At 44.5% G+C, this 24,724-nt stretch carries 21 protein-coding genes; 10 read left to right on the top strand and 11 right to left on the bottom strand.

All coding sequences use genetic code 11. The annotated features are described in order from the left end of the window. Position 1: 1 nt before the first annotated feature. Complete coding sequence (locus tag GQF01_RS01410; RefSeq protein WP_235958745.1) at positions 2–1,165, bottom strand: YhgE/Pip domain-containing protein; 1,164 nt, start codon at positions 1,163–1,165, stop codon at positions 2–4. Positions 1,166–2,217: 1,052 nt separating this feature from the next. Here GQF01_RS01410 and pdxR point away from each other — a divergent pair. Beyond that, the gene (pdxR, locus tag GQF01_RS01405) at positions 2,218–3,654 is read left to right on the top strand and encodes a MocR-like pyridoxine biosynthesis transcription factor PdxR (protein WP_161405188.1); all 1,437 of its coding nucleotides are present in this window, start codon (positions 2,218–2,220) and stop codon (positions 3,652–3,654) included. 255 nt (positions 3,655–3,909) lie between these two features. Here pdxR and GQF01_RS01400 read toward each other — a convergent pair whose 3' ends face one another. Together GQF01_RS01400 and GQF01_RS01395 are read right to left on the bottom strand one after the other, a co-directional pair. Then, positions 3,910–4,467, bottom strand: coding sequence for a TetR/AcrR family transcriptional regulator (locus GQF01_RS01400; RefSeq protein WP_161405032.1), 558 nt, complete (start codon positions 4,465–4,467; stop codon positions 3,910–3,912). Between the two features lie 251 nt (positions 4,468–4,718). Beyond that, positions 4,719–4,934 (bottom strand): DUF3502 domain-containing protein, encoded by a 216-nt coding sequence (locus GQF01_RS01395; protein WP_328803376.1) that lies wholly within the window; start codon positions 4,932–4,934, stop codon positions 4,719–4,721. 275 nt (positions 4,935–5,209) lie between these two features. On the opposite strand from GQF01_RS01395, the gene GQF01_RS01390 reads away from it, so the two are divergent. Beyond that, positions 5,210–5,923 carry a DUF421 domain-containing protein gene (locus tag GQF01_RS01390; protein ID WP_161405186.1) on the top strand — a complete coding sequence of 238 codons (714 nt, stop codon included), beginning with the start codon at positions 5,210–5,212 and terminating at the stop codon, positions 5,921–5,923. A gap of 33 nt (positions 5,924–5,956) precedes the next feature. On the opposite strand, the gene GQF01_RS01385 is transcribed toward GQF01_RS01390, so the two are convergent. Beyond that, the gene (locus tag GQF01_RS01385) at positions 5,957–6,619 is read right to left on the bottom strand and encodes an NAD(P)H-dependent oxidoreductase (protein WP_161405030.1); all 663 of its coding nucleotides are present in this window, start codon (positions 6,617–6,619) and stop codon (positions 5,957–5,959) included. Positions 6,620–6,696: 77 nt separating this feature from the next. On the opposite strand from GQF01_RS01385, the gene GQF01_RS01380 reads away from it, so the two are divergent. The 5 genes from GQF01_RS01380 (at position 6,697) to GQF01_RS01360 (ending at position 10,224) form a co-directional block, all read left to right on the top strand. Continuing rightward, positions 6,697–7,047: a winged helix-turn-helix transcriptional regulator gene (locus GQF01_RS01380; RefSeq protein WP_161405028.1), complete on the top strand. Its 351-nt coding sequence runs from the start codon at positions 6,697–6,699 to the stop codon at positions 7,045–7,047. 410 nt (positions 7,048–7,457) lie between these two features. Beyond that, positions 7,458–7,787: a PadR family transcriptional regulator gene (locus GQF01_RS01375; protein ID WP_161405026.1), complete on the top strand. Its 330-nt coding sequence runs from the start codon at positions 7,458–7,460 to the stop codon at positions 7,785–7,787. 13 nt (positions 7,788–7,800) lie between these two features. Beyond that, entirely contained in the window at positions 7,801–8,667 is an 867-nt protein-coding gene (locus GQF01_RS01370; protein ID WP_161405024.1) for a pentapeptide repeat-containing protein, read from the top strand. Between the two features lie 18 nt (positions 8,668–8,685). After that, positions 8,686–9,456: an ABC transporter ATP-binding protein gene (locus GQF01_RS01365; protein ID WP_161405022.1), complete on the top strand. Its 771-nt coding sequence runs from the start codon at positions 8,686–8,688 to the stop codon at positions 9,454–9,456. Next, positions 9,457–10,224: an ABC transporter permease gene (locus GQF01_RS01360; protein WP_161405020.1), complete on the top strand. Its 768-nt coding sequence runs from the start codon at positions 9,457–9,459 to the stop codon at positions 10,222–10,224. It begins immediately after the preceding gene. A 71-nt stretch (positions 10,225–10,295) separates the two neighbouring features. On the opposite strand, the gene GQF01_RS01355 is transcribed toward GQF01_RS01360, so the two are convergent. The 4 genes from GQF01_RS01355 to GQF01_RS01340 all read right to left on the bottom strand — a co-directional run bounded on the left by GQF01_RS01355 (position 10,296) and on the right by GQF01_RS01340 (position 12,972). Beyond that, the gene (locus GQF01_RS01355; RefSeq protein ID WP_161405018.1) at positions 10,296–10,757 is read right to left on the bottom strand and encodes a carboxymuconolactone decarboxylase family protein; all 462 of its coding nucleotides are present in this window, start codon (positions 10,755–10,757) and stop codon (positions 10,296–10,298) included. Between the two features lie 86 nt (positions 10,758–10,843). Further along, on the bottom strand, positions 10,844–11,305 hold the full coding sequence (locus tag GQF01_RS01350) for a carboxymuconolactone decarboxylase family protein (RefSeq protein ID WP_161405016.1): 462 nt from the start codon (positions 11,303–11,305) through the stop codon (positions 10,844–10,846). A gap of 22 nt (positions 11,306–11,327) precedes the next feature. Continuing rightward, entirely contained in the window at positions 11,328–12,275 is a 948-nt protein-coding gene (locus GQF01_RS01345; RefSeq protein ID WP_161405014.1) for an EamA family transporter, read from the bottom strand. A gap of 61 nt (positions 12,276–12,336) precedes the next feature. Continuing rightward, positions 12,337–12,972: an FMN-dependent NADH-azoreductase gene (locus GQF01_RS01340; protein ID WP_161405012.1), complete on the bottom strand. Its 636-nt coding sequence runs from the start codon at positions 12,970–12,972 to the stop codon at positions 12,337–12,339. Positions 12,973–13,205: 233 nt separating this feature from the next. Between GQF01_RS01340 and GQF01_RS01335 the strand changes: the two genes are divergently transcribed. The 3 genes from GQF01_RS01335 to GQF01_RS01325 all read left to right on the top strand — a co-directional run bounded on the left by GQF01_RS01335 (position 13,206) and on the right by GQF01_RS01325 (position 15,826). Beyond that, positions 13,206–13,709 carry an RrF2 family transcriptional regulator gene (locus GQF01_RS01335; protein WP_161405010.1) on the top strand — a complete coding sequence of 168 codons (504 nt, stop codon included), beginning with the start codon at positions 13,206–13,208 and terminating at the stop codon, positions 13,707–13,709. A gap of 249 nt (positions 13,710–13,958) precedes the next feature. Further along, positions 13,959–14,897, top strand: a complete 939-nt coding sequence (locus tag GQF01_RS01330; RefSeq protein ID WP_161405008.1) for a permease — start codon at positions 13,959–13,961, stop codon at positions 14,895–14,897. Positions 14,898–14,923: 26 nt separating this feature from the next. Further along, positions 14,924–15,826 (top strand): TIGR03943 family putative permease subunit, encoded by a 903-nt coding sequence (locus tag GQF01_RS01325; RefSeq protein WP_161405006.1) that lies wholly within the window; start codon positions 14,924–14,926, stop codon positions 15,824–15,826. Positions 15,827–15,902: 76 nt separating this feature from the next. Here the strand turns inward: GQF01_RS01325 and GQF01_RS01320 are convergent, their stop codons facing one another. The 3 genes from GQF01_RS01320 to GQF01_RS01310 form a co-directional block, all read right to left on the bottom strand. Continuing rightward, positions 15,903–20,987 carry an S-layer homology domain-containing protein gene (locus GQF01_RS01320; RefSeq protein WP_161405005.1) on the bottom strand — a complete coding sequence of 1,695 codons (5,085 nt, stop codon included), beginning with the start codon at positions 20,985–20,987 and terminating at the stop codon, positions 15,903–15,905. 489 nt (positions 20,988–21,476) lie between these two features. Then, positions 21,477–23,441 carry an AraC family transcriptional regulator gene (locus tag GQF01_RS01315; protein WP_235958742.1) on the bottom strand — a complete coding sequence of 655 codons (1,965 nt, stop codon included), beginning with the start codon at positions 23,439–23,441 and terminating at the stop codon, positions 21,477–21,479. Positions 23,442–23,571: 130 nt separating this feature from the next. Continuing rightward, positions 23,572–24,657, bottom strand: coding sequence for a Gfo/Idh/MocA family protein (locus tag GQF01_RS01310; protein ID WP_161405003.1), 1,086 nt, complete (start codon positions 24,655–24,657; stop codon positions 23,572–23,574). Between the last annotated feature and the right edge of the window lie 67 nt (positions 24,658–24,724).

The following is a 24,724-nucleotide window of genomic DNA, read 5'->3' as shown; positions in this document are numbered from 1 at the left end:
GTTAAGCGGTTTGTGACAGCTGTCTCGTAGCGGGTACAGCCTTTGCTTTTTTAACAGATACAACCATGAAATCAATAGCGAATGCTATAACTGCAATCAGGAGCAAAAAGCTTATTTCTTTCCCTACACCAGGACCGCCGAATAAAATATTCATCAGACCGTTTACCGCATAGGTGGCTGGGAATACATTGCTCAAAGAATGATAAAAGTTCGACAAAAGCTCCCTTGGCACGATGGCTCCAGAAGACACCAGCTGCAAGGATAACATCGCGATGTTAAATAGCATACCTGCGTTCCCAAACAATGTCAAAAACATTTGTGCAACGAGCGCAAAAGTGAGCAAGAATAAGGATTCAAACGACCATAATGCCATAAATCCTTTCTCTACATGCCCGCCCAAAGCAACAACCATTGTCGCGCTGATAAGTCCAACAACGACTGCAGCACCAACAGTCAGCATGAAGCGAGCAGCCAATTTGCCCATTTTACTTACCGATGCACCAACAATATTCGTTGAAATGCTGAAGTTCATCCCCATAATCATAGTTCCTACAATAGAAGCAAGCACAAGCATCATAGGAAGCATTTGATTCGGCATATCTTTCACTTTATTTGTACTCTGAATATCCGAGGTTACCTTGTTAGCCAGTCCTTGCGCGATTTGCCCCGCTTGTTCAGCCGGCATTTTGGGACTCATTTGAGTAAGCGCGGCCGATGCGCCAGCAGCCACAGCTTCCTTATTCACAGTTGCCGTTACATTGCCTGCTACCGCCTGCATCACGGGCTTCATCATAGATGGATTAGACTCATTGATTGTGTATGAAATCGGAGCCGTTTGCCCCGGTGTTTGCAGTTTTTTTGTAAAATCGTCCGAGATGTGGATAACCATTTGCACTTCGCGGTTGTTAAGCATTTCTTGCGCTTTGTCATTTGAGTCTATTTGCTCTGTTTGAAAAGGCAGATTCACTCTCAAATTGCTTGCCACTGTGTTCCCCATACCTTGATCTTCATTGACGATAGCGATCTTCAAATTCTTGGTGTTATCCGATACACCTGCATAGCCAGTCATCCAAATCAAACTAAATAACAACTGAAACATAATGGCCGTGATGATGCCTACCTTCGTTGTGCCTTGCTTAAGAAATGCGCCTAGTGCTAGTTTCAAAATTACCACTCCTATTTAAATTTAAACGATCATTTTAATTAAACGTTTGTTTAAATTATTATAGGGGGGAGCCTTATGTCTGTCAATCAGTTAAACTAGAAAGAAGAAACTTTGGGTTGACTCATAGTACCAGCTCCTTTTAAATTGTCCCCAATTTTTCCCTAAAATCATTAATAGAAATAGTGAACGTTGTACCTTTCTCAAACACACTGTCTACCAATGTTTTACATTTATGCTTCTCGATGATTGTTTTTAGTGAAATTCAATCTACTAGTTGATAAGTAATCTACAAAAAAATATAGGTTTTTTTATACTCTTTCCATTTGGGAGACTCACATAAACATAGATAACTTCTTGACGCTACTCACTCTATTTTCGCAAAGAAAGATCTAGTTCAGTTTTTCTCCCTCTCCTCATAAAGTACTCAAAAAATAGCTTTACTTCAATATAAGTTCGTTAACAAGAAAATAAAAAAACCCAGAAAAAACTGAAAGGAAAAATATAACTGATAATGGGAGAAGCCCATTCATTTTTTGTTCGTAATTATTTCTATATGAATTATTCATTTTAATTCACTCCTTGTTGGTTCATCCATTTTTTATAGTAATTATTAATCTTTACTTTTTACTCATATCAAGCTCATCCTTACGGATGAGAAAAGCCCCTCCTATAGCGACATACAAAGGACTTGCTACAATTGCACTGCAAAGCAAAATAAAAGATATCGATGCTGCCAAATGGTCCATCTCCTTTCCATAGCTCATGACTCAACTGCAATTCTAATTACTATCATAAAATTGATGTGAACGAATGTAACCAACCAATCAATCAGTTTTTTATGCCATCCATTAACGATACTTAATATCAATCATGGATAAAGTCCGTCTTTGGATAAGATTGTTATTAGGTTTGCAAATGACAATGTTGTACTTTCATCCATGTTCACAGAATGCTAAATGATAAAGACGAAAACATAGATTATTCTTCGTTGATAAGTGGTATGATAAATTTAATATTTGTGTAGTTTGATTGATATTCAAGGGGATTTTAAGATGTGGAAACCTGAACGCAATAGTAAAAAAGCTCTTTACGAACAAATTGCCGACCATCTCGAGCAAAGAATTTCATATGGGGAGTTTCCCCCGGGCAGCTTACTGCCTTCTGAGCGGAAACTTGCTGAACAATTTGAAGTGAACCGCAGCACCGTTATTTCTGCATTCGCGGAACTGCGGTCCCTTGGGATTATCGAAAGTCGTACTGGTAGCGGGACTCGTGTAAGTACATCCAAATGGGGGGCCACTCCGAAGCATACTCCAAACTGGAGTAGGTTTGCAGAAGGAGGAAACTTTCTTCCGAACCTGCCCTTTTTGCGAAGGATTCGCGAAGCGTTAGGCCAAGATCCATCACTGATTGACTTCGCGAGCGGTGAACTATCTGGTGATTTAGCACCTACTGATGAAATCGCTGCATTAATGAGTAGAAACGCTTATACATCCTATTTGGGTTACGATAACCCTCAAGGCTTCACTCCATTGAGAGAGGCATTAGTACAATATCTGAGTAATTATCGAAGAATTCAGGCAACGGAATCCTCCATTCTTATCACATCAGGTTCTCAGCAATCGTTATTTTTAATCACGCAATGTCTACTCTCTCCAGGTGATGCCGTTGCAATTGAAGATCCATCCTACTGCTATTCGCTGCCCATGTTTCAATCAGCAGGTCTTCGTTTGTTTCGTCTTCCGGTTGACAATCATGGCATACAGCCAGAAGATATTCGCGTTTTATACAAAAAACATCGTATCAAGATGGTGTTCTTAAATCCAAACTATCAGAACCCCACTGGTACTGTACTAAGCGTTGAAAGACGTAAACGTCTTCTTGACATCATTTGTGAATTAGGACTTCCCGTTGTGGAAGATGATCCTTATAGCTTAACATCTTATGAAGGAGTCCCCCCTTTACCGCTCAAATCAATGGATACTACGGGTTCAATTCTTTATATTGGCTCATTCTCCAAGATCGCAGCCTCTGGCTTACGGATAGGATGGATGGTAGCTCCTCGTTCCATTGTGGAACGGCTAACCGATGCTAGACAACAGATGGATTTTGGATTAAGCATCATTCCCCAGCAGATAGCAGCACAATTTTTACAGTCATCTTATTTCGGACCCCATTTGGAGAGCTTGCGTATCCAACTTCAATTTAAACGCGATTTACTCATTGAATCTCTAGAGAAGGAACTTTCCGGACTAATTGAATACGCGGCGCCGGAAGGGGGATTGCATTTTTGGTGCAAATTGATTCCGGATATTCCCGACGCTAAATTGTTGGAAGAATCGATTAAGCAAGGAATTATATTCGTACCCGGAAGTGTGTATGGTTCTGATTCGGGTTACGTACGTTTTACGTTCGCAAGATCGAAACCGGAGGACATTGAATTGGGGATAGCCAAATTTGCTAAGGCAATACGTAGGCTAATGGAATGAAGACTTTTGCTAAAGTTCTCTGCTCTAAGTGCATTCTCAAAGTTGTTTATCTTTAATATCTCATCTTTGTCAGCATAGGGATACCTACTTCATATTCATCCGAACCCATTAGTCCAGCGATATACAGCTTGTCTTCTTCATTAGAATACCTACAGCACAGCAGTGGCTACTCCTGAAGTGATGTGTTTTCTTGTTATTTCGCCTAATACCAGACATTTATTAACTTACTAGTAGATAAGTGTTATTCAAAAAAAATTAGCATCTTATTAATCTATTTATTTGATCTACAACCTGCGGTATTATGTTTTTGCTTAACACGCGATTATACTGCATGCCCCCTTTTATGCATGATAGGACGGCATAAGCTAAAGACTCAGTATTAACGTAACTATTTACTATTCCTTCTTTTTGAGCTTCCGTTAAAACGTCAACCCAACTTGTGAACTCAAACTGACTTAGCACTTGAACTCTTTGTTGGACAGCTTCTGGAAGAGATTCATAATCTGTTTGTAGCGAAGATAATGGACAGATGGCATCTCCTCCAAGCTCAAACTGCTTGGTGATAAATTGATTAATCTTCTCTTCAACAGGCATTGATACATCTTTCGTGGACAAAACTAACCGCTCAAAAGATTTATGAAGCTTTCCAGTTAATGCAATTGCTAAATCCTCTTTCTTTTCAAAGTGATAATGAATGCTTGCCTTTGTCACACCTAATTTTTTTGATATATCATCGTAGCTAATTGCAACATAGCCTTTTTTTCGAATTAGTTCCAGCGTCAGGCTAACAATTTGTTCTTTTCGATTGTCCATACGAAGATTCTAACTTACTAATTGATAAGTGTCAATTTACTAAATTTGATGAATTCGTCTTGCAACCGCTCGTCCATCAACGATTGGTGCCGTGTTGTACGCAAGTATTATACTTAAGCACCCAATGGATACGAATAAGCTTATCGGATGGGTTTTGGATCTTATGCCGATCAACCTATAACCACATTTCACCCAGTTTGTTAGATCAAGAAAAGGCAGCCGTTCAGGCTGCCTTAGTGTTTTTTATTAAGCTATAGTTTCCCGTTTCTCCAATCCTCAATTTGCTTTTGAGCATCTGCCGTGAGCTTATCGATGCCCGCTTTCTTCAACCGATCGATATACTTCGGAAGCGCTTCAGCCGGATCCACTGTACCTGACATGATCGCCGGAATCATTTCCCCCATAATGGCATTCACCTGTGCGTACTCCTGTTTCAAGGAATCAGGATTGTACAGGAATCCTAGCAACGGGGATGAAGCAGCAGAATCATTCAGTTTCTTAAATTGATCAAATAAGTCGGCTGGCTGCCCTTTCTTTACATTCGTGTTAAACCAAGAGCCGTACTCCCATTCCGTTCCAGGCGTATAATTTGGGATATTTAGTAGATTCCAGCTTTGAGGTATAACAAAAACGATAGGAAGCGTAGTAAAAAATTATCATTTGGACATATTGAATATAAATCCAATTCTCAATCTCTGATCAAGGCTAGTTTGAACAAAAGGATGGCAGTGAGCGCATGTTTATAGAAACCATGAAGGATCTCCTGTTAATTGCGGGAAGAATCCTAACGATTTACCCCCTTATGTTGATTGTCGGATTATTCATGGGTAAACGCTCCCTTGGAGAGTTGCCTGTGTTCGATTTTCTGGTCGTACTCTCCTTGGGATCCGTCGTCGGCGCCGATATAGCTGAACCGAGCATTAACCATTTTCATATCGCAATAGCCATCGTATTGCTCGGTCTACTGCAGCGGATTGTCTCCCTATTAGCAATTAAGTCAAGAAAGTTCGGTAAACTAATTTCATTCGAACCAACAATCGTGATTCATCAAGGAAATCTGCTGGTCAAAAACATTAGGAAGATACGTTATTCAATCGATAATATCCTCCAAATGCTGCGCGAGAAGGACGTTTTCCATCTCCCCGATGTTGAACTTGCCATAGTGGAAGCAAACGGGAAATTGACTGTGTACAAAAACGGCCCCAAGTCAGCTCCCACTCTCGAAGATTTGGGACTAACTAGGCCACAAAGCGACCTATCCTATCCATTAATCGTAGAAGGGACTTTGTATACAAACACCCTTTCTTACATCAAGAAAGACACATTCTGGTTGACGTCACAGCTAGAAGCGAAAGGGATCCGCCAAGACGATATCTTCTTTGCATCTGTCGACGATAAGGGCATGATTTACATTTCCAATAAAACTGCCATTCGTCCCCCTCCTATTCGGCACTAGTACCACTTCACCAATACGCGAATACTCGCGGTATTACACAAATTGCGCGATCTCTTCCATAGGGCGTCTCGTTTTGGAACGTTTCGGTTCATTAGCCCGATAACCAAAAGCCGTTATGACACTCAGGCTAAACTCATCGTTTCCAAGCAGCCCTTTCTCGGCAAGTAATTCATTGACGGCATCTAAATCGAAACCTTCGATTGGGCATGAATCAATACCAATATGCGCCGCTGCTGTCATCATGTTCCCCATCGCCAAGTACGTTTGCTTTGAAGACCAATCCAAGAGCTCCCTCTCGGTAGTTAAATGGAGCTCTTCATAGAATTGTGCATAAGCTTGCTGCATGCTTTGATACACCTCGACAGGCATCCCCTTTACTTTGGTTTGCTGCTGAAACAGGTAGGGAGAATCGAACGTGAGGCCCTTTCGAGCAAGTATGAGTACGAAATGACTCGACGTTGGCAGTGAACGGACTGCGCCTGAAACGAGCGGTGCAAGTTCTTTTCTAAATTCAGGACTTTGAACAACTACAAACTTCCATGGTTCATTCCCTCCTGAGCTTGGCGAAAGGCGCCCTGCCTCAAGTATGAAGTTGAAATCCGTTTCGGATATTTTCTTAGTCGAATCAAACTCCTTGGTTGCATGTCTGAAATAATACGTTGACATCAATTCAGATTTTCTAGCCTCGATATCCATTGATCAAAATTCCTTTCAATATGGTTTAGTCACGTCTAGTGACATTTCAACAATAAATAAGAAAGTAGGATAACAACATGGAACAAGCAAAGTTCGGGACTGTTTGTATCGCATCTATTTCTGAAGTCTTGCAATTTCTCTCTGGGAAATGGACGTTTTTAGCTATAACAGAGCTTTTAAAGGAACCCCAACGCTTTAATCAATTGCGAAGAAATCTAGGCAATGTTAACACCAAAGGATTAACGGATACCTTACGTAACCTCGAAGAACATCAGATGATCAAACGCACCGTGTTTCCCACAGTACCCGTGACCGTCGAGTATGCAATTACTGAAAAAGGTGAAGCCTTTTCTAGCGTATTTCAGGAAATCAATCGTTGGAAAACCGAATGGGACGCCCGTGAACAACATCAACTCATTAAAGAGTAAGTCCTTCGCCTAGATCATCTTGCGCTCTCCTATCTTTTTCTCTCCTTTATGTTTATTACTGGACAACCACTTGAGATGTCGATTGCCTTGGAGCTCTACTATATCAGCTATTCATTTTTTTCATAAGAAGGCTTTTTTATTACATATGCTTTACAAAAGTAAAGTCACGGGTATTCCTTACTTTTATACGGACCCTGTGACTCGGCAATCTGCAAATAACTAACCAACCACGCGACTGCAAGGGTGCCCCAATAGCCAAGGAACTGGCTATTGGGGCACCCTCTTTTGTTTTCCGCGGCTATCCATGTATTGTACGAATAACACTATTTACTCTGATTATGTATTTTGTTTATAAAAGTACCTTGACAGTCAAAGTAATATGTCGTATCCTATGAATGTGAGGTGATTACATGAGCGAGAGCAAAATTACATCCGACCTGCTTCGCGGGCATACGGATACAATGATTTTACGGCTCCTGTCTGAAGCTGATCGCTATGGCTATGAGGTTGTCAAGCTGATTGCCGAGCGTTCCAGCGGCGAATACGAGTTGAAGGAAGCAACGATGTACTCCAGTTTCCGGCGACTCGAAGCCGACTTGGACATCGAGTGGTATTGGGGCGATGAAACGCAAGGAGGACGTCGCAAGTACTTTAGGATTACAGAAAAGGGCAAGGAAACTTACACCCGTAACAAAAGCAATTGGGAGTATGCAAAGCGCGTGTTAGAAAATTTATTATAAGGAGATTGATATCATGAATCAGCAATTGGCGAACTATTTGAACGGTGTTTTCACACCATATGACGGGGTAAAAAGCGTGACAGAACTGAAGGCGGACCTGCACTCCGATTTGCAAGAGCGGTACAGAGAACTCAAAGCTGAGGGCAAAGATGATGAAACAGCTCTGAAGATGACAATTGAGAGCATCGGCGACATCGAACAAACCATTCTTGAGGTAGCTAACCTCACCCGCTCACTGGAACGACAAGTGCTGGTTAACTTTAGCGCAAGCAACTTGGTGAAAAGTGACTTTGCGGGCGTTAGAGCCCATAAAGGACAATTTAATAGCAGCGCATTGCAAGGTTCTGACTTCTCTGGCGCAGATTTGACGGGCAGCTCGTTTAAAAGCAGTGATGTCAAAGATGCCAACTTCGACCGCGCCAATTTGACGGACTGCAGCCTATCCACGCTTGACCTGACCAATGCAAGCTTCAATAAGGCAATTCTTGTACGAACCAATTTCAGCAAGTCGGGGCTCGACGGCGTCAAATTCACTGGAATAAGAATGACTGACGTGACGTTATCCATGACCGATCTAAGAAAAACGGTTTTTGAAGGGTGTTCCTTCGACGGGGTTGACTTCAAGTACACCGACCTGACAGGGCAGCGTTTTGACGGACAGACGTTTATCAGTGTTAAGTTTGACAAAGCAGCTTTAAACGAAGTTTCTTTCCGAAACGCAACACTCAAAAATGTGTCTTTCCTCTCGGGGTTCACCTTGTCTAAGAAGTATTACAGAGCCATCAAAAGCATCTGCTTCGACGGCGCAACAATGGATAAACTGACCTTCGCTGCACTGAAAGGCATGGAAGCTAATTTGTCAAAAGTTACTGTCATTTAAATTGAGGGAGGGAATATCATGCAAACGATGACGACCAAACCTATTCAAGTAAAAGGACTGGAGAAATCCTATAAGCAGCATCAAGTGCTAAAGGGTGTAGATTTCGAGGTGGAAAAAGGCAGCATTTTCGCTCTCCTTGGCTCTAACGGGGCAGGCAAGACAACAGTGGTCAAAATCCTCACCACACTGCTCAAAGCAGACGGCGGAGCCGCCACCGTTGGCGGAATGGATGTCGCATCCAAACCCGATCATGTTCGGCAAGTGATCAGCCTAACTGGACAGTTCGCCGCGGTGGATGAAATTTTGACTGGGCGGGAAAATCTCATCATGATTGCGAAGCTGCGCTACCTCAAGGATCCGCGTCAGGTTGCGGATGACTTGCTGCAACGCTTCGGATTGACAGATGCGGCTGACCGCAGGGTGGCTACTTATTCCGGCGGCATGCGCCGCAGGCTCGATATCGCCTTGAGCCTTGTAGGAAAGCCGCAAATCATTTTCCTCGATGAGCCTACCACTGGACTCGACCCCGAGGCACGTATCGAGGTTTGGAAGGTCGTCAAGGAGCTTGCCGACGGCGGAACGACGGTGCTTCTGACGACGCAATATCTGGAGGAAGCGGAGCAGCTTGCTGACAAGATCGCCATTCTGCACGAGGGCCGAATTATTGCGAACGGCACACTCTCGGATTTGAAAAAGCTGTTCCCATCCACAAAGGTGGAATATGTTGAAAAGCAGCCGACCTTAGAGGAAATATTCCTATCCATCGTCGGTAAAAAGGAGGAGAAATAAATGGAAACAGTAAAAAATCATTTCTTCAGCGACGTTAGCGTCATGCTTGGACGTTCCATGCGCCATATCTTCCGCAGCATGGACACCATCGTCACGGTCACCATTATGCCAATCGCGATGATGCTCTTGTTCGTTTATGTGTTAGGCGGTGCCATTCAAACTGGAACGGATAATTACGTGAATTACCTGCTGCCCGGTATTACATTGATTGCTATTGCTAGTGGCGTGTCTTACACCGCTTACCGCCTGTTCATCGATGTGCAGCGAGGCATCTTCGAGCGGTTTCACACGATGCCGATTGCCCGTTCCACTTTACTATGGGGGCATGTCATCACCTCGCTGGTATCCAACGCTATATCCGTTGTCGTCATCATCCTCGTATCGCTGGTTATGGGCTTTCGTTCATCCGCTGGCTTGCTGCCATGGCTTGCTGTTGCCGGCATACTCGCACTGTTTACGCTGGCCTTGACTTGGGTCGCTGTCATTGCTGGCCTGTCTGCCAAAACCGTCGATGGCGCGAGCGCATTCTCCTACCCGATCATCTTCCTGCCCTTTATTAGTTCGGCCTTTGTGCCAACCGAGTCCATGCCGACCATCGTACGCCTCTTTGCCGAAAATCAACCAGTGACCTCGATTGTTGAAGCTATCCGCGCATTGCTGTCAGGCCAGCCAGTGGGCAATGAGATATGGATTGCGCTTGCTTGGTGCGTCGGGATTATGATTGTAGCCTACTTATTCGCAATGAGAGTGTACAACAAGCGGATCTGACAAATACACTACAAACAAAATCCCCATACATCGTTCATGTACGGGGATTTCGCCTCACTTGTAAAAATAGCTTATTTACTTGCTGGTGGTTGATAATCTCCTGGCACCATACCCGTGGAAATCGCCATCCGATTCCAACAGTTAATGGCATTAATTGCCATGATTAAATCAACGAATTGTTCCTCATCAAAATGTCTGCGTACTTGGTCATACAATTCCTCCGACACGCCTGCTTCCGAAATTTTGGTCACAGCTTCAGTCAATGCTAGTGCGGCACGCTCCGATGGCGTATAGAATGGAGCTTCTCTCCATGCGTTGAGCAGATAGATTCTTTGCTCCGTCTCCCCCATCGCACGTGCATCTTTCGAATGCATATCAAGACAGAAAGCACAGCCATTAATTTGCGAGGCACGAAGTTTAATCAATTCCACCAATTTGTGGTCAAGTCCGCTCTTCTTCACGTATCCTTCCAATTTTAGTAGTGTTTGCAAAGACTCCGGTTGCACTTTCATATAATCCAATCTGATTTCCATGTGTGTGACACTCCTTGGTTTTTTAGTTTTTTTGTGTGGAATAGCTCCATCAATATCCTTAGCTTGACTTCACCTGCGTAAATCTGTTATTTGCGTGCAGGGGGTTGATAATCTCCTGGCACCATGCCCGTGGAAATCGCCATGCGATTCCAGCAGTTAATGGCATTAATCGCCATAATCAAATTAACAAATCCAACTTCATCAAAATGTTTACGGACTTGCTCATATAACTCCTTAGACACACCGCCATCGGAAATTCTGGTCACTGCTTCTGTTAAGGCTAGTGCGGCACGTTCTGCTTCCGTATAAAAAGGAGCTTCCCTCCATGCGTTAAGCAGATAGATTCTCTGCTCTGTCTCTCCCATTGCACGTGCATCTTTCGAATGCATATCAAGGCAGTAGGCACAGCCATTAATTTGTGAAGCACGAAGTTTAATCAACTCCACCAGCTTGTCGTCAAGACCGCTCTTTTTCACGTACCCTTCCAATTTTAATAGTGTTTGTAGAGACTCCGGTTGTACTTTCATATAATCCAATCTGATTTGCATGCAGGTGACACTCCTTAGTTTTTTATTGTTCATGTAATTCATACTTTTTTTGCGCCGAACCTCCCATTACCGATTGCCCCTTCTTGTGCTTCATAAGTTCAGGCAGGGCAATACCGAATATCGTGATACCCACACCAAGCCATTGCAGCCAGTTGACGGCCTCGCTCAGTACGACGTATGACATGATGACGGCTGTCGGCAGTTCGGCAGCGCTTAAGATTGTAGCTAATCCGCTGCCAATACGCGGCACGCCAATCGCATAGAAGAACGGTGGAATGACGATACCAAAGAGTGCCAGCAGCAGAGCCCAAGGTAACAGCCCTTCGTTAAGAGATCCATTTATTAGAAAATGCGGTGGGAACACCAACATGACAAGAATAAACGAGCCAGATAGCATAATGGCGCTACGTGTGATCGGAACGACTTGTTTGGCCGTTTTCCCACTGAACCAAATGAAGAGCGCATAAGTGATCGCAGACAACAAGCCAAGAGTAACACCTAGCCAAGAAATCTCCTTCTGGTCTCCAACCAAATAGCCGCTTGCCATAATAATTCCGATAAACAAGAGGATGAGCGATACAATTTTATCTTTCCCAGGACGCTTACGTTCAATGATTGCTTCGAGCAAGATTCCCATCCATGTAAATTGAAACAACAAGATGATCGCGAAAGAAGCCGATATATACTGGAGCGCCGTATAAAAGAGCATTCCTGTTATGCCTGTCGTCGTTCCTACGGCCATGAGGGAGAGCGTTTGGCGCTTAGTTACTCTAAGTACCTGCCGCGCTGCGGGTTGCTTCGTGAATTTCACAGTCACGAACACCAAGGTCCACAGCATAATCACACCAAACAGATTTTGGCTGCCGACGACCTCACCGACATGGAATCCAGACACATAGGCTTTCTTTACAAAAGTAGATAACAGACCGAAGCTGCAAGCCCCAACTAGTACTAATAGAATGTATTTCATGATGCCTCTTTTGTTCTAACTGGACCTACCGTGCATCACAATCAGAATGTAATGTGTGACTTTAGAAGCTTTTGGCCAGTTCGAGCGCTTGTTGAACGGCTTTTTCTTTAATGGCAGGTGCTTGATCTGGTTTTGCACCCGTGCCCTCAATATATATAACTTCTATAGAAGGTATCCCTATGAATTGGGATATGGCTGTCAAATAGCGATGGCTGAATTCAAAGCCTGCTGCTGGTCCCTCTGAGAGGACGCTGCCGGAAGCCTGAATATGAAGCAATTTCTTGTCAGTAGCTAAGCCAATGATTCCTTCAGGTGTATATTTAACAGTTTTTCCTGCTACACATATGGCATCAATATAAGCTTTCAATACAGGTGGAAATAAATAATTCCATACTGGATTGGCGATGACAATTTTATCTGCCTCTAGAAATTGATCAACCAGCTCACTTAAACGGGCCACTTTAGCCTGAGAACCAGCGCTTAATTGATCCAAGGAACCGCCGCTTCTCAATAGGTTCCAGGCATTTAAAACGTCAGCGTCTAGTTGCGGAACATCTACTTGAAATAGATCTAGATGAATAACTTCATCTTCGGGATTCGCTTCACGGTAAGCTTGGATAAACTCGTGACCTACAGACAAACTATAGGATGTACTTTTCTCTAGTGGGTGTGCAGTTACATACAAAACGGTTGACATGATGGATTTCTCCTTTCCGTGAATCGTTGATTGATTTCGCTTTGGCACATCGTCGACAATATCAATCGGCGATTAACCTTGTCTATAATATATCTGTTTCGTTCATCGCTGTCAACCCAAAAATCAAACAAGACTTATTGGCTAAAAATGACAAATAACCCTATTTGACAAGGGTATTAAATCCACCTAAGATGATGGATAAGAACTTTTTTTATCTGAAAGCAGGTGTTTGCATGCAGTATAGTATTGGCGTTGAATATGGACTGCATTGCTTGGTATATTTAATTGATATTCCTCCTGATGCTACCATTGGGATTAAAGAGCTCTCCGCTTTTCAAGGCATTTCCGAGACCTATCTTTCGAAGATTTTCAGCAAACTAACCAAGGCTGGTATCGTGAGCTCCGTTCCTGGGGTTAAAGGTGGTTATAAATTAGCCAAGTCTCCCGAGGATATTTCTTTTTGGGATGTTGTTGAAGCTGTTGAAGGTGCTATGCCTATTTTTCAGTGCAAAAATATCAAAGATAATAGCTATCTATGTAATCGTGATGAAGAGTTCGCAGCATGTACCAAAGCTTCTCCTTGTGTGATTAACATGGCCATGCTTGAAGCTGAAGATAGTATGCGCAATGTTCTGCGGAACAAATCACTTACTTGGCTGAATGAAGAGCTTGATCGCGTATTAACGCCTCAATCCCGCAAAGATACTCGCGCGTATTTTGCTAATAGCAACTCATAGCCTTCGATTTTTCCAGGCCAAATCAAGACACCTGACATCCTTTGATGTTAGGTGTCTTTTTGCTTAGGAGAGAGGAATTGACCATCCTCGCCTCTTCTTCATATTTTCTTAACAAAATGATGATGTAGAACTAATAGTTGCCTGTTAAAATCAAAACACACAACAAACAAATTAAAAACACTAAAAAATGTTGCTATAAGTTTTCAGTTATTTCTTTCGCTCATCATTTGTTAAGGAGGCAGCGGCTTCATGAGTTTTCTAAGTGATTTTCGCACCATGGTTCTCGGTATTTTGCTAGAGTCGTTTCCGTTTATTCTGTTCGGCGTAGTGATTTCTGCTTTGCTGCAAACATTCATTAGCGATCAGACACTTCAACGTTGGGTACCGAAAAAAACAATTCCCGGCATCCTTTTTGGATGCCTGCTGGGCATCGTCTTCCCGCTTTGCGAATGCGGAATTATCCCTGTTGTACACCGACTGATCCGCAAAGGCATGCCGCCATATATCGGTCTTGTCTTTATGGTCGCCGGACCGATTATTAATCCCATCGTGTTCACATCCACTTTCGTGGCGTTCCGCGCTCACCCCGAGATGGCGATTGCCCGTATGGTACTGGCCTTCCTCACAGCAGCTATTATTGGACTGTGGGCCGCCCGAGGTGTACGCAATTCTGCACTTCGCTCACCAGTGACCCCTACGACTACGCCTGTTACTCCAAGCAAAAAAAGCCCCAAAAGACCTCTCCCAACTAAAACACCAAAGGCAGCAGCATTGAAAAATAAATGGCATGAAACTTTGGAACATGCCGCCATCGAAATGTTTGATGTAGGCAAATTCTTAGTATTAGGCGCCACTGTTACTGCTTTGCTGCAAACGGTTGTAAGTAAGAAATGGTTGCTTACCTTAAGCGATGGGGACTTCACTCCTCATCTGTTCATGATGGGGCTTTCCTACATCCTTTCCATCTGCTCGACCGCAGACGCTTTCGTTGGCGCTACGTTCATTCCTGGTTTCAGCCTCGGTTCCGTACTCGCTTTTCTCGTATTTGGCGCTATGCTCGATATCAAAAGCACTATGATGCTGCTCAAGGTTTTCCGAGTCAAAACTGTCGTGACGGTTATGCTCATTTCTGCGGCTGTCGTGCTGCTAGGGTCGGTCGCATTCGATCAACTGTATTCGTACTTATAGAATGGAGGCAAGGTAACTATGCATAAATGGTCCACGTTTGCGCATCGAACAATTCGAGCCGCAGTCTACTCGCATTCGTTATTTTTATCATACAGATCAGCCGATCCGACGCTTTGATTTATTATGTGGCTCCGTCCATGGATCTCTGGGTAAAAAGCCTTGCTGTAGGCATGTATGTGTTGGCGATGCATCAGCTCTATTTGGCGGTTCGAGATCTCCGTGCCAAGAACAAGGCATCGGCGACAACCTGCTCATGCTCAGCGCATACCCACGACCAATGGAAACCTGGCGTTATTATTATGTACGCGGTGCTGGTTATCCCGCTGGTTCTTGCTTTTTCATTCCCTAATGCGGTATTAGGCAGTCACATGGCAGCCAAAAAAGGATTAAATTTCACCCCGTCGGGCATCCTAGTGAATAACAATTACGGAGATGCCAGCCCGAACTTAATTCCGAATGATAAACTGCAATTAGATACAGATAAGGTCTTTCCGTTTAATGAATATACCAAGCCTTACGCCAAGCGAGCTGTAGACATGTACAAAGAGGAGCCTCTCATTGTGATTAACGATGATTATTATATCGAATCGCTGACGTCGCTTGATTTGTATCAAGATCAGTTTGTAGGTAAAAAGGTGCAGATTAGCGGTTACGTTTACCGCTTGGCTAGCATGAGCAATAATCAATTTGCCTTGGGAAGATTCTCCATGAGATGCTGCGTCGCAGACTCTGTACCGCTGGCTATCCTGGTGGAAACCGATTCTTCCCCAGAACAATGGAAAACCGATACCTACGCTGTCGCTCTTGGCACCATAGAGAAACGTCAATTTGAAGGCAAAGACGTGTTAGTCATCGTAGCGAAAACAGTAGACACGCAAGATGCCCCCACAAGCCCTTATGTCTATCAAAATCCATACTTTGGAAGTTAAAGAAAGGCTGTCCCTAAAGTCATTTAATGACCTAGGCACAGCCTTTTTTGAGCTTTGTTGCTAACTTCTCATCCAATTAGTTCATGAATTTCTCAAATTGCAGCAATCGTTTCATAATGACCGCCGCTTGAGCACGAGTTGCTTTATCTCCCGGCATGAAACTGGAATTGGTTATTCCGTTCATAATGCCAGCGTTCATCGCTCTGGCAACCGCGTCTTTGGCCCATCCATTGATGGATTTCTCATCTTCGAATGCCTGAAGTGCCTTGGTATTCACTTCCACACTGGTACCTGCAAGCGCCATCGCTCGCGTAATCATTACCGCCATTTGTTCCCGCGTAATATTGGCATTAGGGTTGAACGTCCCATCTTCAAAACCCTCTGCTAGACCAGCTTTAACGGCTGCCCCTACCGCTCCGGAATACCAATCGGATTCCTTCACATCTGTAAACTTTCCTAGTTTGGCTTCTGTCAATCCTAGTCCACGTACCAAAAGCGCTGCAAATTCCGCACGCGTAATTTGGTTTTCAGGGACGAAGTTCATCTCGGTCATACCCTTGATCACTAGCTTGGAAGCCAGAAGTTCAATATCCGCTTTAGCCCAATGACCGTTCAAATCATCAAACGACTTTGACGATTCTACAACGGTATAAATGCTGTTGCCCAGACGTTTGATCGTTGCTTGCATGTTACCGCCTGATGTTGTAAAGATGGCTGGTACAAAGTCCATTTCACCCGTAGCTGGATTGTACATGATGGCCGTTACATGTGCCGTATCACTGACCTTAGTAAGAGCAAGCGTTCTATTCACATACGTTTTGCCAAAATCATTTGCTGTGATCGACTTACCGCTCCCTTCAGCAGTTACAGTAAAATCTACGGCTTGAGTCAACGATTTGAAACCGGCTTGTTGAATCTTTGCATCCAGTTGACTTGCGATTGTTCCGTTCAACTTCTCAATAGTGACGCTGATTTTTACATTTTTCACGTCGGTGCCAAGTGCGTTCGCCAAACCTTGTACATCTATCGCTTTGATTGGCAATTCGTAGGTCACGTTGCCAAATTTGACGGAGATGACAGCATTGGGAACCTTCGACTGGGTATCTTGTATTACCTCTGCTGGAAGTTGGACTTGCGCCGCATCTGTTGTACCTTTTACTTCCAATTGGATTTCATTGTTATCTCCTGATGGGCTCAGAGCATGAATGGCTCGTAGGATCGTTGCTGCATCCACATTCCATTTGGACGTTGTTTGTCCGTTCTCATGTTTCACTATTTCTGGAGATGAATTAATCAGTTGAACGCCGTTTATGCTTGATGTTTGTGTTATGGTTTGGTTCGGCGATGTTGATGGTGTTCCATTTGGAGCTGGATCTGGATCTGAATCATGATCTAACACATTAATTTGTACGTTATTGGAAACAGCATCCAGCGAAGTCGACCCCCCTGATGCATACCCAAGCTGCGCTTGGGAGAGTGTTACACTTGCACTCGTCGCCTTATTAATCTCTTTGGCCTTCCAGTGAAGTTCCAACAAATCTCCGTCGGAAGTGATGCTACTTTCGGCTCCTAGGCTTGCAAGCAGCACTCTAACTGTGCCAGCTGTACCTTTTTTAACATACACCTCCAAGCCATTCTTCAAAGATGTTACAGAAACAAAGTCCAATACATTCGGATCAAACTGGAACGTCAAGTCCTGGGCGTATACAGCTCCATATACACTGCTGGATACGTTATTTAATCCATAATTCACACTAAAGCTTTGCCCTGCGAGAACAGGAGATGTCCCGGTTAATGTGGCTATCGGAATAGATGCCTGCGATTCCGGTTGTCGGGTTACCACAATGTTATAAACACTGGTCGCACCGTTTTCCGCTGTTACCGTAACGGTGACTAGATTAGCACCAACAACTAAATTCTTACCACCATCAACCACTGCGGTTGCAGTAGGTTTAACTTTCTCATAAGTCACGGCTGCCACGGTTGTCCCATAAGGTACCGAATACGCATAGTCGAGTTGACTCGGGACGAAACCGCTCAATGTAGTGCCATTCACTTTCAAATCCGTCAAATAACTCGCATCCACATTTGAAACTGTTTCACCTGTAAAATCAATTTCGCTCATACTGGTATAAGCTGCCCCGGCGTCATAAGTTCCAGTAACGACGAATTTCACATACCGACCCTCCACGGTTTTGTCCAATGAAACAAAATCCGTATAAACCGTACCCGTCCAGGTTTGGCCAAAAGTACCGGTAGCCTTATTTGCCGCATTCGCCAAGAATGTTGGATCATTCAGATCGGCCACATGATCCGAAGCGTACAATTCAAATGTCTTGGGGAATTCCATCTTGCTTTGGTTTGGACGGCTCTTTCTTTGGATGCCGCTCAGTTTATATGTGTTTTTCATATCGATAACGACCCAATGTGGGAAAGTAGCCTCTGGTGATTGCCATCTAGAGTGCCAGATGGATGTTTCCTGACCGTCCAGTATATGCTCTGGAACAGCACCTTCATTGTCTGCGTAAGAGCTGTAAGAATCAATCGAGAAGTTGGTTTTTGGTATAAATGTGTAAATAATGCCGTTCTGGGCCGCTCGCAAAGCCCAAATCAAATCTAGATAGGCTTGATCAATGACGGTTGCTCCAGAGCCAGAAGTTAAGGATTTTGCTGCCGAAATCTGAACTGCCAGCGCATTTTGCACCTGTGCAGGAAGCGATAATCCACTTGTTCCCGTAACATGGGCAATGAATTGCTCGGATTCTTGAATTTTTGCAGTCAATTGACCGAAATTGTATAAGGAATCTGATGATTCTTCCTTGTAGGAGTCGGATAACGCTTTGGCTTCTGTTGCGGATAAAGCGCGTTTCCATATTTTCAAATCGTCTAGCGTAACGGTCGCTCCGCCATTGCCTTTATTGCCGTCTGCCCCAAGAATAATGTTAAATGAAGTATCCATACTGGAAGTCCCCAGTACAGAGATGTCCTTGGTTGCCTTCACTATGCCATCCACATAGGTTGAAGCTGAGTTATGTGCCCGATCTACGGATATCGTAAAGTAGTGCCACTCCTGTCCCACGTTTGATGCCGAATAATCAACTCGTTTGCCCCCTGAAGCCATGTTAAGGCTCATATTGTTCGTAGAGGCAGGACCGACATACCAGCCTGGATTTCCACCGGAATTCCAGTTTTTATTGGAGAGGATCGTCTGATCTCCTGCCAGATTGCCCTTATGCCAGAACGAAAGTGTGAAGTCGCCACTTCCGAACTTTAAGTCGTCTCTGGCGCCAAGATCGACATAGTTGCCGTTACCTGCTGCAATAAGAACAGCTTGTCCTGATTTGCCTTCGACAAAGGTGACATCGCCGGTTGGAGCAGCTAAACCCGTTGCGCCGGAAGCCTCCTCGTTCAGATTGCCGTCAAACTTCATGTCCATAGCGAGCTGATTCCACATCGTTGTCGGGTCAATCGGCGTCGATTCAGGCGCGGTTCCTTCCGTCCGGTAAGATTTCTGCATAGAAGCGCTTTTATTACCGTAAGAGTCGACTGCTGTTACTGAAATGACGTAAGAGGTTGCTGGCGTCAATCCGGCCATCGGAATATTCATTTTGTTTGGAATCGGTAAAAAGTAATAATCCGATAAAACGTTGTATGATTTCACAACATTAGCCGTTCTTTGGTCATACAATTTGATTTCATAGTGATGCATGGACTGATCGTCTTTGGCTTGTCTGAAAGAGAGTACCGGTATATGATTGGTTCCGGGCAATACCTGAAGAATGTTGTTGACTGGAAATTGGGGAGCAATCTTGTTGCGGTTGCTTGTTGTGTAGGTGAAGTTGTTTTTAATGTCTGTGTTGGAGTTTCCTTGTAGTTTGACAACCCATTTCTTGCCTGCTAGAGCGCCAGCACTGGAATAAGGAGGCGGTGTGCCTGCTCCTTCATTGCCTATCCCTTGCCATAACCCCCCATTAATGATGGAGCCTGGATCGCCATTATAAGCCACTCGCTCAATCTCAATGCGATCGCTGTACACCTCAATAAATTCGGATTGATTATCCGGGAATTGATCACGGCCTTCCATTAGACCTTCATGCGTGACAGCCGCATATCCACCCTCTGTTTCCACGTAAGACATGGATCCCAGGTTGACCGCTGTGAAATCTTTCTGATAAATGGCACGATCATCGTTAATGTTCAGATGTGAGTGGCCAGATAAAACAACAACTTGTGGATAATTCTGCAAATCCGTGTACAAGTTACCATTGGTTGATTGCTGTCCGTCCATAACCGTACCACTAATTGGATGATGCAACGTAATAAAAATCGGCTTATTAAGGTTGGCCGGATCGGCTGTCAGTTCTGCTAGCCTTCCCTTTAGCCAGTTTCTTTGGCCTGTGTCTCCGTTGTAGTTGTTCCCGTTCAAAAAGAAGAAGGAATAGCCTTTGATCACCTTTTCATAATATCCGTTTGACTGGTCCGTGAACCATTCAGCAGGGTAACCATTTTTCACGTCAGCAACACTAGCGTCATGGTTACCGATGGCAATCTGTACGGGCATGTCCTCCCAGCCTTTGCGTGCCATTTGCTCCTGAAAAACTTCGCGAACAAAAGTATGATCAGGTCCCTTCCCATCGCCATTATCATTGATCAAATCGCCTCCGATCACAATAGCATCTGGCTTGAAAATGGAAGACATGACATCAAAATTGCTCGTATATCGTGCTTTCGTGCTCAATTTATCAGCTTCATTGTTCCTACCGATATGGAGGTCAGACATAGCTGCGAATTTCAGCAGCGGTTGCTCAGCTGTCTTGATCATGTAGCCGTACGTTCCGGCCTTACTCCAGACCCCATCTTTCAAAGCAACAACAGAAATATTCGCTGACTCTGTGAGGACAATCGGTGTCCCATCAAACTTAAGGCTCGTTTCGTCTGGCATCATACCGTCCAGCGTGTAATAGATGTCTGCCGCCGGAGTTGCGGAAGTAAGCATAACGCTGACAGGGTGTTCATACCGGCCTGCTGGTACGGAAGGTGCTGGCCTGTCAACAGTGGACGCATAGGCGACTGGGATAAAACCCGCTCCCGCTGAATAAACAACGGAGCAAGCGATCGTACAGGCCATTAGTGCGGATACCACTTTCTTGGCTTTTAACATGATGAGTCCTCCTTATGATATCTTCGATTTGCACGCGATGTGTTCAAAGAAAAAGTCTGACTGACCTGATGAAAAACTAGCCTCCTTTTACGTAAAAACAACAAATAATCACAATAAAACATTTTATTTAGTTGTTTTTATATTGTATTTAATTGTATTCTATTGGTTTTTTATTCGCGGAATGTTAAATGTATGTTGTGATTTTGTAAACATGGTGGATTAATCGTAAAGTGGAACATTGGGAGTTAGAACGACTAAATCGCCGACACTCTCTATCACCTTGAATCCCGATTATATTAGCTCTTCGAACTTTCATCGTGCGGTAGCGATGAAAAACAACGCTAGCGCCGCTACACCGCCGGCTCTTCGCACTTTTCCACAAAAACAAAAGAAGGCCTTAAGCTGGCAGCTGCCGTCCCAAGAACCTTCTTCGCTAACTTTTCTTCGCTTAAACCTTCTTCGCTACTCTTCTTCGCTACTCTTCTACGCTTACTTCACAACGCTTTTCAAAACATCATCAATCATTTGGCTGTTCGCAATAGTGCCTGTGTATAACCAGCTGGAGTTATTGTCAAAGTCATACACTTGACCTTTTTTCACAGCAGGAATCCCTGCCCATACGGGATCTTTGACAATTTCTTCTTTACTCACGCCTTTGCTGTTCACAATGAATAAATAATCAGCATCCAGCGTAGCGAGCTTCTCCATGGATAGGGCGAGCCAGTTAGCTGTTCCTGTTTTGGAAGCTTCTTGAACGACACTTGGGATGTTAAGTCCCAAATCTTTGTACAACACATCGCCGCTCGATAATTTCTCACTTACCACATAAACAGCCTTAGCCGTCACCCAAAGCGCCGCGGCCTTCTGCGTGCCAATCGCCTTTTGCAGCTTTTCCTTAGCATCCTTGGCTTTGTTGTCGTATGTTTCCAGGGCTTGCTTAGCTTCCTTGCTCTTGTTCAGAACTTCACCAATGGTCAGCAGCTCTTGGCGCCAATCATTGTTTTTATCGCCGCCTACCGTGTAGGTCGGAGCAATCTTGGAGTATTGATCATATTTATCACCTGCAACGGTTTCCGCGCTGTCCATAATGATCAGATCCGGTTTAAAGCTCATCACAGCTTCAAAAGGAAGATCAAAAGGAATCGTCGGAATGCCATTCAGATCTTTTTGCAAATAGTTTTGAACGGACGTAGTCCCTTTATTAATGGACCATTGCGCAACAGGCTTAACCCCTAGAGCTACCAAGTGATCCTCTAAATATGAAGCGATAACACGCTGCGGATTGGCTGGAACCTTCACTTCATGTCCTAATGCATCTTTTAGAACCCGTTCGTTTGCGGCTTGCTCTTTGGTACTGCTCGTGGAAGCTGGCGCTTGCCCGTTATCCCCTGCTGGGCTCGATGAACTGGCGCATGCCGTTACGAACAAGGTAAGGCTGAGCAATAAAACTAAAGCAATAGACGGTTTGGAACTTCTGTACATTGGTAATACCCCTTCACTCCTATATTGAGAATGATTATTATCCTCATGACTAGTATGCCCTCCCCGCTTGTTCAATGCAATGGAAGATATAGACATCAGGAATGGATTATTGGGACTGGAAAGGGGTATTTGGTGATTTTCCTTAAAATGAACCGGTGCAATGCCTGTATGCTTTTTGAATGTGCGGCTGAAAAAATAAACATCCTGATAGCCAACGCCTGCTGCAATCTGCTGAAGTGTAGCATCCGTATCCAGCAGGAGCTTCTTGGCTTTTTCCATGCGATACCGAATCAGATAGTCAATCGGACTGGCGCTCATCTGGCTTTTGAACATCCGCGTCACTTGCCTTGGGCTGCAATCCAGCACTTCCGCTAATCGCTCCAGCGTAATCGCTTCTGCATAATGCTCATGGATGTAGCGAATCGCTTGCGTGACCGGCTCCCCTTGGATCATCGGCACATCTTGGTCATGAAGCTGGCACATCAGCTCGTAAATGAAATTGTATAGCAATGTTTTGGCATGCAATTTCGATAACCTGCTGGCGTCGTTCCACTCTCGCTCGAGCTGCTCCAGGTTCTGATAAAGCAGCATCGGCAAATGAGGCAAGAAACTGTACTGCATATAAAAGGGATTACTTTTATCTATGTATTTCAGTTTATCTTTCGTCGTAGGAAGCGGAATGCTAGCCTTGTACAGCACAAGGTAATACTCGAAAATATCCTCCGTAAGCTGGATATCCAAGTAACTTCCTTTCCCGCTGTGTAGAAGATGAAATTTATTAACGGCATAGTCGCGATCATCGAGCGCAATACTCGCAGCGCCTTGCAAGGCAAAGATAAAGGCATTCGACGGAAGTCGGTAGGCACGCAGCGCTTCGCCGGATGTCATCTTCACATGCCGTACATCCATGATTTTTACTGCAGCCTGATACCATAAATGGAGTTGCTCATCTAGTTGCATATCCCCCGTCATGTTCTTCCCCCCTTGTCCTATCCCTCTATTATAAAATAGTCTGCAACAGTGCCACAATGGCACTTTCATGAAAAAAAGCTGACCTCTATTGAGGTCAGCTCATTCGTGCGCTGCGTGACTGCAGGTATTATCAGTTACCTTCCGGTGCAATTCTCATCGCATCGCGCTGTGCAATCAGGCACAACTCTGCGGCTTTGAAAGCGTGCTCCTGTGTCATTGCATTCTCTGTACGGTTCAAGCAATCCAGGATCAACTGACCGAAGTACGGGAATCCAACCTTGCCTTTGGCAGCAAAGTGCTGCTCGCCATCCCCATTCACAAGGTACACATGATCGCCTGTCTGCTCTCTGGCGATATCCACATATTTGCGAAGCTCAATATAACCATCCGTACCGAGGATCGTCATACGGCCATCGCCCCACGTGCTTAAGCCATCTGGTGTAAACCAGTCCACGCGGAAGTAGCCCGTCGCCCCATTGTCTCCAACCAATGTCGCGTCGCCGAAATCCTCAAACGTCGGATACTGCGGATAGTGATAATTCGCTACTTTACTATGTACGACTTTGGCATCCTTCGCACCTGTGAACTGTAGGAACTGCTCGATCTGATGGCTCCCGATATCACACAGAATACCGCCAAACTTCTCTTTCTCAAAGAACCAATCCGGTCTGCTCGACAGGTTAACACGGTGTGGACCAAGGCCAATTACCTGCAGCACACGGCCGATCGCACCTTGCTTAATCAGCTGTTCCGCAAAATTGGAGCTTTCGGAATGAAGACGTTCGCTGTAGTAAACGGCATACTTTTGTTTCGTCTGAGCAACCTTCGCGCGTGCCGCTTCCAACTGCTCCAGTGTAGTGAACGGCGCTTTGTCAGTGAAATAATCTTTGCCGCTGTCCATCACCTTCAGACCAAGCGGTCCACGATCGCTAGGAATCGCTGCTGAGGCAACCAGCTTGACTTCGCTGTCCTGAAGGATTTCCTCCAAGGAGCTAGCCACTCTCACGTTAGGGAATTTACTTACAAATCTATCTACTTTCGCTGGATCCGGGTCATAGACCCATTTCAACTCGCCGCCTGCTTCACAAAGCCCGTTGCACATTCCATAAATATGACCGTGATCCAAAGCTGCTGCTGCAAATATAAACTCGCCGGGCTCACAAACGGAGTTAAAAGTACCGACTGGTGCGTAATTCATGCCATCGCTTTTTTGCATATGATATAGTCCCCTATCATTTATGAATGATCTGCCTTTGTTTCTTGTTGACCTTCTAAGCTTAACA

Source organism: Paenibacillus silvestris, assembly GCF_009882985.1.
Lineage (GTDB): Bacteria > Bacillota > Bacilli > Paenibacillales > NBRC-103111 > Paenibacillus_E > Paenibacillus_E silvestris.
Note: the sequence above shows the minus strand (reverse complement) of the source record. Positions and strands in the feature narration are given on the sequence as shown.

Coding starts and splice junctions, on each gene's coding strand:
- GQF01_RS01310 (WP_161405003.1), bottom strand. CDS start 24,657: ATGCAAAAAAGCGATGGCATGAATTACGCACCAGTCGGTACTTTTAAC.
- GQF01_RS01370 (WP_161405024.1), top strand. CDS start 7,801: ATGAATCAGCAATTGGCGAACTATTTGAACGGTGTTTTCACACCATAT.
- GQF01_RS01355 (WP_161405018.1), bottom strand. CDS start 10,757: ATGGAAATCAGATTGGATTATATGAAAGTGCAACCGGAGTCTTTGCAA.
- GQF01_RS01315 (WP_235958742.1), bottom strand. CDS start 23,441: ATGACGGGGGATATGCAACTAGATGAGCAACTCCATTTATGGTATCAG.
- GQF01_RS01340 (WP_161405012.1), bottom strand. CDS start 12,972: ATGTCAACCGTTTTGTATGTAACTGCACACCCACTAGAGAAAAGTACA.
- GQF01_RS01380 (WP_161405028.1), top strand. CDS start 6,697: ATGGAACAAGCAAAGTTCGGGACTGTTTGTATCGCATCTATTTCTGAA.
- GQF01_RS01350 (WP_161405016.1), bottom strand. CDS start 11,305: ATGCAAATCAGATTGGATTATATGAAAGTACAACCGGAGTCTCTACAA.
- GQF01_RS01335 (WP_161405010.1), top strand. CDS start 13,206: ATGCAGTATAGTATTGGCGTTGAATATGGACTGCATTGCTTGGTATAT.
- GQF01_RS01325 (WP_161405006.1), top strand. CDS start 14,924: ATGGTCCACGTTTGCGCATCGAACAATTCGAGCCGCAGTCTACTCGCA.
- pdxR (WP_161405188.1), top strand. CDS start 2,218: ATGTGGAAACCTGAACGCAATAGTAAAAAAGCTCTTTACGAACAAATT.
- GQF01_RS01360 (WP_161405020.1), top strand. CDS start 9,457: ATGGAAACAGTAAAAAATCATTTCTTCAGCGACGTTAGCGTCATGCTT.
- GQF01_RS01385 (WP_161405030.1), bottom strand. CDS start 6,619: ATGGATATCGAGGCTAGAAAATCTGAATTGATGTCAACGTATTATTTC.
- GQF01_RS01330 (WP_161405008.1), top strand. CDS start 13,959: ATGAGTTTTCTAAGTGATTTTCGCACCATGGTTCTCGGTATTTTGCTA.
- GQF01_RS01400 (WP_161405032.1), bottom strand. CDS start 4,467: ATGGACAATCGAAAAGAACAAATTGTTAGCCTGACGCTGGAACTAATT.
- GQF01_RS01345 (WP_161405014.1), bottom strand. CDS start 12,275: ATGAAATACATTCTATTAGTACTAGTTGGGGCTTGCAGCTTCGGTCTG.
- GQF01_RS01365 (WP_161405022.1), top strand. CDS start 8,686: ATGCAAACGATGACGACCAAACCTATTCAAGTAAAAGGACTGGAGAAA.
- GQF01_RS01320 (WP_161405005.1), bottom strand. CDS start 20,987: ATGTTAAAAGCCAAGAAAGTGGTATCCGCACTAATGGCCTGTACGATC.
- GQF01_RS01375 (WP_161405026.1), top strand. CDS start 7,458: ATGAGCGAGAGCAAAATTACATCCGACCTGCTTCGCGGGCATACGGAT.